Below are 458 nucleotides of genomic sequence, written 5' to 3'. Positions count from 1 at the left end.
GCGATCCCGGAAAGCGCGGGGTTTTGTTCATTCGTGACGTGGTCGGTGCCGGGTAGTTGCCAACGCCGACTCGAGGAGCTTTGCCGATGTGGGAGTGTGGCAGGTACGAATGGGTTGGGGAGTGGTGTTGGAGGTGACATGCGCGTAGGTGTGGTATTTCCGCAGACGGAACTCGGCGGAGATCCGGGAGCGGTGCGCGCATACGGCCAGCGTGTCGAAGAGCTGGGCTTCACCCACATCCTCGCCTACGACCATGTGGTCGGTGCTGATCCTGCGGTCCATCGGGACTGGGCAGGCCCCTATGACCTCTACACCACATTTCACGAGCCGATGGTGATGTTCGGCTACTTGGCCGCCGTCACCTCGTTGGAGCTGGTCACCGGCGTGATCATCCTGCCGCAGCGCCAGGCGGTGCTGGTGGCCAAGCAGGCCGCCGAGGTGGATCTGCTCAGCGGTGG

1 protein-coding gene is annotated in these 458 nt (G+C 63.5%); it reads left to right on the top strand.

The features are described 5' to 3' along the window. Positions 1–138 precede the first annotated feature (138 nt). A partial coding sequence (locus IMZ11_RS44085; protein ID WP_228649709.1) for an LLM class flavin-dependent oxidoreductase occupies positions 139–458 on the top strand: 320 nt, incomplete at its 3' end.

Source organism: Microtetraspora sp. AC03309 (genome assembly GCF_020826795.1).
GTDB lineage: Bacteria > Actinomycetota > Actinomycetes > Streptosporangiales > Streptosporangiaceae > Microtetraspora > Microtetraspora glauca.
The sequence above is the reverse complement of the archived record's forward strand: the minus strand, read 5'-3'. Positions and strand labels throughout refer to the sequence as shown.